Origin of the sequence: Dyella acidiphila (genome assembly GCF_014863405.1) — a bacterium.
GTDB lineage: Bacteria > Pseudomonadota > Gammaproteobacteria > Xanthomonadales > Rhodanobacteraceae > Dyella_B > Dyella_B acidiphila.
Map to the genome: position 1 here is coordinate 1 of NZ_JACZZA010000025.1, position 5,419 is coordinate 5,419.

Here is a 5,419-nt window from a genome sequence, read left to right on the forward strand (position 1 = left end):
CCCCTGCGAGGAAAGCACCTCGGCCTCGCGCAGCTTGTGGATGATCTCTTCGGAACTAAAGCGTTTCTTGGGCATCGTCCAGTCTCCTCGTCATAAGTCTATGAACTTTGGATCTGGACCAGAAATTTCAGGTCAGCTCATCAGGGCCAGATTTATGGAGTCGACATCGCGCATAGCAAGGCCGAATTCATCAGTTTCTACCGGGAGTATCCCGAGGAAGTCACGATTCATGGCTCAAGCATCTTTCATCCACTGATGAATATGCTTTACCTCCATGTTTGGGAATATGGTGGCGGCCCCGAGGAGGCCGATCAGGCCTTGAAATTTGCGCAGCAACTGGGGTTTCCCGATGTTGATCGTTTGAGGCAACTATTCTTCAATTCGTCGACGACGTATGAAGAAGTGGCGAGCTACGCGTCTGAGCTCGATATGCCTTATTGAATTTCCAAGCTAAGCCAGAGTCTCCTTCCGACCCAAGGCGGGCATGCCGCACAATAGGTCGACAGAGTACAAGCGCTGAAGACAACCGATATCACCGAAAAAGGGACTCAATGACATGAAGCTTAGGCGGATGGACAACATCCTCATAGTTGTCGATGATCTCGAAGCCATGAAGTCGTTCTTCACTGAACTTGGCCTTGAGCTGGAAGGCCAAACGACAGTTGAAGGGCCTGCGATAGGGAGCCTGATCGGACTCAAGGATGTGCGGGCCACCCTCGCGATGATGCGCACTCCCGATGGGCAAGGCATTGAGCTGGATAAGTTCCACACGCCCGATGCGGTCAGGTTTGGGCCCGTGGACGCGCCGGTGAACGTGCTGGGCCTGCGCCGCATCATGTTTTCTGTCGAGGATATCGATGCTGTCGTCGCGCACATGCTGTCTCATGGCGCCGAACTCATTGGCCAAATGAAGTATGAGAACTCGTATCGGCTCGCCTACATCCGCGGACCTGAAGGCATCATAGTCGGGCTTGCCGAGCAACTCGGGTAATGGGGCCCGCCGGTAATGAGACCGGAGTTGGTTAAAGCGGGCTAACTACCTCGGGCCCGCTCTTCCCCGTTTTTCGTTTCCGCGACCATCCCCAAAAAACTTCAACCCGATCGTGTAGCTTCAACCGGTGAGATTTTGGCAGCCCGCCACGCGGGACCAAACGTTGCACATTGTCCGAGCAGCAGCAACGTGGCAATGCCGCCAAGCAGATATATGACTGAAAGCCGATGCGTCTCGAAATGCAGGCTGAGAAACAAGCTGATGCCGCCTGCCAGCAGGGAGCCGAAAAACACGGCGCCGATACCAATAAGCAGGTTCTCGGTAAGGAAATAACTGAGGATCTCGCCTCTGGTAGCACCAAGTGCCCGACGTATGCCGATCTGTTTGCGACGCTGGCCGACCCAGAAGCTGGTGAGGCCGACGATGCCGGCAGCGGTGATGCATAAGAGTACGATGCTGATGTACGCCATTACTTTCACCATGCCTTCCTCATCGCGATAGGCGTCGGCGCGTACCTGCGTGAAGTTACGAACACCCATGTCGGCATCGCCCGTACCATCGGCAATAATGCGCAGCCGATTGAGTTTCATCAAAGCCGCCGGCGCACCCTTCGTTATTGCCTCGAGTTGGCCAGGCTCTGCGCTAATTAGATACGTGACGGGCTTGTCGACTACGATGCGCGGCTCAATCACGATATCGCCGTAAGCCGCATCGTTCCAGCTGCCGGGAAAATTACCGGCCAGTCGATCAACAATACCGATGACTACGCTGGGCGACGCCGACCCATCAAGATACACCGGCTTGCCTAACGCCGAACCGTCCGGATAAAGCTTGCGTGCCAACGACTCTGTGAGAATCACTTGGGGCGCCGGTTGCATCTGATCCTCGCGCTCCCAGGCCACTTCGTCGGATCGAAAATTGCGTCCGGCAATTAGCTTTGAGTCGAGCACGGGCAGCAGATGATCGTCGGTAAAGAAGCGTGAGCTGACGTTGATCTCGTTCGGATTGCTTGGCGTATTGCTCACGGACGAGTTGTAGCCGCCATTCCGCAGTGGATAGCCATAACTGATGCTGGCATCTCGCACACCGGTCAGCCGCCGAAGCAGTTGCAGGTCGGCGGCATCCAGCGCCTGCAGGTTACTTTCGTCGGCCCTGGCCCATTCGTTGCGAATAGTCAGCACACTTTCTTCGCTTACGCCACTTGGGCGGCTGACATGCAGCATGCGCTGGTGAATCATGAACAAGAGGTTGCAGACGATAGCCAGCGTCAACGCAATCTGTAGGCCGATCAATACGGTGCCTGCCTTGTGTTGTTTTAGGGCCGCGAGAATCGGTTTGATCTGTAGCATCGCCTGGCCCTCAGTTGGTTTTCAGCTGCCAGGCCGGCTGTACGTTCGCAGCGCGCCAAGTGGGATAAAAGGAAGCCAATAGAGTCGAAATGACTGAAACGGTGAAGGTCCACGCCACCAGCGATGCGTCCAATCGCAGGAGGGCGGCCGTTTCCTTGTCGACTACGCTGCCGATGCCGTGCAGATTGAACACGGTCAGCAATAAACCTAATACGCCACCGGCGAGCCCGACCGTGACGCCTTCCATCAGAAACTGGGCGTAGATCGCACGACGCGGCGCCCCCAATGCCCGGCGCACGCCAATCTCGGCGCTGCGGCGCATGAACTTGGCCAGCAGAAGGCCGGACGTATTGACCAGACAGATCAAAAGCACGCCGCACGAGATATACAGCGACATTTCGCTCGCCGGCGACACGACATGCATGTATTTGAGCCATTGACGGACGTCATGAAGGCGGACGTTGGGTGCCCATGGATAGCGCCCGGCGTGCTGTTGCAGGGACGCATAGTCGTAGAGGTAATGTCCATATGCCTGCGCCTGAGCCGGAGTCGGCAACTCCACCCAATACAGCAACCACGTGCATGTGGAGTGGGTAAATGCTTCCCAGCCAGCGCCTTCGTCGCTCCCAACGCAGCCCGTAGAGCCTACCGTTTGCATGTGAGAATCCAACGCGCGTTGCAATGGAATGAACACCTGGATCGGTGTGCCGAAGCTGTTGCTGCTGAGAACATCCATATAAAGCGGCTTCGGGTCCCAATCGTCCATGACACCGACAATTCGGTAGTCGTGGCCGCTAAGATTGATCGACTTGCCAATGCTGTTCGCACCTCGAAAAAGCCGGTCATTAAGGCGTCGCCCAATCACCGCAACATAGGCGCTTGAGCGGTCATCGTCCTTCGACCAGCCACCGCCAAAAGCAAACGGAATTTCGAACATGGGAAAGGCTTCCGCATTCACCGCATACGTTTTTGGACGCAGAGGCATTTGGCTTGCCTCAGTAGGAAGCAACGATAATCCTACCGGGTACAGCGGCGTTTGCCGCAGCCCTTTGTGATCGCGCTGGAGAGCCATTGCATCGAGATAATCCAACTCACCGGATGGCTCGCCACCGTTGTTGTTCTTGGGGCCAAAGCTATCGATCTGCACCGCATACAACTGGGTGGATTTATCGGGGATGGGGTCGTTGGATACCGCGCGGAATACTGCATAACTGGCCATCGACGCGCTGACGCCAAAGCCCATGACGATGACCATCAGGATGGTGAGCACGGGGTTTCGCCGCAAGCTGCGCAAACCGAGTTGCAGGTAGTGAGCGAACATCCATTTTCCTTTAGATGGCTTTTTTGGCGTAACCAAGTTGCTAACTGGTCTACGGCGCGACTCCCAACTTGGATTACTTAGCAATCAGCGTGCCATGGAGAAATTGGCGAATTGGCAGTGAGTTTTTCCATCACCTCGTCGCAACGGACGATATAAAGAGTGTCCGCGGACACAGGGCGCGGACACTCGGACATGGTTGCAGCCCATCGCAAGTCAGTTAGTGCTTAAGCCGAAATGGGCGACTGGCGGGCCGTCCGTGGCGGTGCCGCTTGAGCGAGGGACCAAGAACGACCGGGCAATGGGATCGGAGGTGGTTAAAGTGGGCTAACTATCCCCTTCCCATTTTCGGGAGCTCGGCGCCCAATACCGGCAAGTTGTTCCGACAGGACCGGATCGCTGTTCGGGTAATGGGGCCGGTAATTGGTTAAAGTGGGCTAACTACCTCCGGCCAGCTTCCGACTCAGGTTGGGCGCTGGGACATAGTCGGCGAATGGGTAACAGGGGATAAAACTTGACGATTCGTGCATGCACGGTAACCGTATTGCTACTGGGTGTTTGTCTATCCGCGAATGCTCAAACCGATGCATCAATCACTCATTCGACCCTCCAATATCCTGCATCAGCAGTTTTAGCGAAGGAAGAGGGTGTTGTGCTAGTCGATGTAGAGACAGATGCTGGCGGTCACGCCATCAACGCGAGAGTCGAGAAATCAAGTGGATTCCCAGATCTTGATGCGGCGGCTGTGCAAGGCATTTCGCAGGGATCATTTTTAGCCGGGACAAAGGATGGTAAACCGCAATCCCAATGGATTCGTGTGCCGGTCTATTTTGATTTGAAGACACAAACGACCACCATTGGAGCATGGTCCGCAACTTCATTGCTCATCGTATACGCGGCCGCCATACAAAATCAGGTTAGTGCTCACTGGCAGCGACCCGAAAATCTACCGCAGCAACCATGTGTCGTTGAAATTAAGCAGCAACCCGACGGCCAAGTCACCCATATAGAAATCCGACCCGGGTGTCCGTACGATGAAGCGGACAAGAAGTCACTGATCGATGCCGTTACGAGCGCCTCACCCCTACCCTATAAGGGTTTTGAGAGCGTTTTTCAAAAGACCCTCGACTTCACGTTTATGCCTTGAAGATTTTTATCCCCTGGTGATTATCAGCAACTAAAGTGCAGCAAAAAAAGGGAATGTTGGTCGTTCGATGATAGTGGCGTCATGCCCGCCTCCGCCCCGCAACGGACATACCAGAGAGCGCCAGATTTTCCAGGGCATTGCCACATATGAATGGCGCGATTGTACGCAAATGATGTCGCTAGTGAATTCGAACGCAATTGGAGGTTCATGCGATGGTGGGGCGACGCAATTTTCTGTATGCGGGAATGTTCCTTATCTTAGTAAGTTCATTGTATGGCTGCGCCCCAGCGAAAGTCCTTCCTCCGAAACCACCGCTTGCCATTTTGGGCGGGCGTTGTTTCGATTCCCGAGAAATCCGCGGCTCCTATGTTGTGGCGGGCATTACTGATGTGCCGCCTCTTCCTGACAAATATCATGCGGAGATTGCAGACGTTGTATTCACTTTTTTGCCAGACGATCCAGCCATTAAAGGCTTGAGCTGACCTGAAATTTCTGGTCCAGATCCAAAGTTCATAGACTTATGACGAGGAGACTGGACGATGCCCAAGAAACGCTTTAGTTCCGAAGAGATCATCCACAAGCTGCGCGAGGCCGAGGTGCTTTCCTCGCAGGGG

Annotated in this window: 6 protein-coding genes; 3 read left to right on the plus strand and 3 right to left on the minus strand. The window is 54.8% G+C overall.

Annotation, left to right across the window (positions count from 1 at the left end; genetic code table 11):
• Window positions 1–255 precede the first annotated feature (255 nt).
• Together IGX34_RS21905 and IGX34_RS21910 are read left to right on the plus strand one after the other, a co-directional pair.
• The gene (locus tag IGX34_RS21905; RefSeq protein ID WP_192557888.1) at window positions 256–441 is read left to right on the plus strand and encodes a hypothetical protein; all 186 of its coding nucleotides are present in this window, start codon (window positions 256–258) and stop codon (window positions 439–441) included.
• Between the two features lie 130 nt (window positions 442–571).
• Complete coding sequence (locus IGX34_RS21910) at window positions 572–991, plus strand: VOC family protein (RefSeq protein WP_225737702.1); 420 nt, start codon at window positions 572–574, stop codon at window positions 989–991.
• A gap of 101 nt (window positions 992–1,092) precedes the next feature.
• Here the strand turns inward: IGX34_RS21910 and IGX34_RS21915 are convergent, their stop codons facing one another.
• The gene (locus IGX34_RS21915) at window positions 1,093–2,340 is read right to left on the minus strand and encodes an ABC transporter permease (RefSeq protein WP_192557890.1); all 1,248 of its coding nucleotides are present in this window, start codon (window positions 2,338–2,340) and stop codon (window positions 1,093–1,095) included.
• A 10-nt stretch (window positions 2,341–2,350) separates the two neighbouring features.
• A complete protein-coding gene (locus IGX34_RS21920; RefSeq protein ID WP_192557891.1) occupies window positions 2,351–3,661 on the minus strand; it encodes an ABC transporter permease in 1,311 nt (436 codons plus the stop codon).
• A gap of 511 nt (window positions 3,662–4,172) precedes the next feature.
• On the opposite strand from IGX34_RS21920, the gene IGX34_RS21925 reads away from it, so the two are divergent.
• Window positions 4,173–4,805: a TonB family protein gene (locus IGX34_RS21925; RefSeq protein ID WP_192557892.1), complete on the plus strand. Its 633-nt coding sequence runs from the start codon at window positions 4,173–4,175 to the stop codon at window positions 4,803–4,805.
• Window positions 4,806–5,217: 412 nt separating this feature from the next.
• On the opposite strand, the gene IGX34_RS22245 is transcribed toward IGX34_RS21925, so the two are convergent.
• Window positions 5,218–5,419, minus strand: a 202-nt coding sequence (locus IGX34_RS22245; protein ID WP_225737703.1) for a hypothetical protein, incomplete at its 5' end; no start/stop codon positions are given.

Excerpts from the sequence above, each read along its gene's own strand:
- IGX34_RS21915 (WP_192557890.1), bottom strand. The coding sequence starts at position 2,340 with ATGCTACAGATCAAACCGATTCTCGCGGCCCTAAAACAACACAAGGCA.
- IGX34_RS21910 (WP_225737702.1), top strand. The coding sequence starts at position 572 with ATGGACAACATCCTCATAGTTGTCGATGATCTCGAAGCCATGAAGTCG.
- IGX34_RS21920 (WP_192557891.1), bottom strand. The coding sequence starts at position 3,661 with ATGTTCGCTCACTACCTGCAACTCGGTTTGCGCAGCTTGCGGCGAAAC.
- IGX34_RS21905 (WP_192557888.1), top strand. The coding sequence starts at position 256 with ATGAATATGCTTTACCTCCATGTTTGGGAATATGGTGGCGGCCCCGAG.